At 39.8% G+C, this 553-nt stretch carries 1 protein-coding gene; it reads left to right on the forward strand.

The window, feature by feature from the left end; all coding sequences use genetic code 11:
- Positions 1-553 (forward strand): hypothetical protein (locus tag ACYVRH_RS14285; RefSeq protein ID WP_461257540.1); only part of this gene is annotated, 553 nt, incomplete at both ends.

A 553-nucleotide genomic window follows, 5' to 3' on the forward strand; every position in this document is an offset into this window, starting at 1 on the left:
GATAATGATTGGAGTAATCCGAATAACTGGGAAGAAAGCGGTTCAACTGCTACTGATTATCCTAATGATCCAAGTGATACTGTAAGAATAGACAGTGGCACTGTTACTCTTGATGATAATATTGTTTTAAATAGCCTTGAAATTGTTGGCGCAAGCCTTGATCTGAGCGGTTATTCGCTTATAGCAGACACATTAAGCCTTACCAACGGTGCGGTCTTAACAGGCGATTTAACTGCGGATAATGTAACTATTGATAACTCTTCAACGTTAGACGATAAAATTTCTTTCTCCGGCGGCGGTATTCTTGAGATTGTGTCAGGCGCCGTATCAATTGCAGGAACCGATATTGTATGCGGTAATTTGGATTTAGGCGCAAGGGATGTTAATGTTACACAAAGCGTGGGTACGGGAAATGTTGAACTTAACTCCGATATCACTGCCGGTGCTATATATTTAATTGTTAACGGAACAGGACCGGTTAATATTGATACCAATTGGCTTTTTTCTGAGGTAACGCTTAATACTGATATAACGCTTATTAACGATTTGTCCA

Source organism: Treponema sp. R80B11-R83G3, from assembly GCF_054786115.1.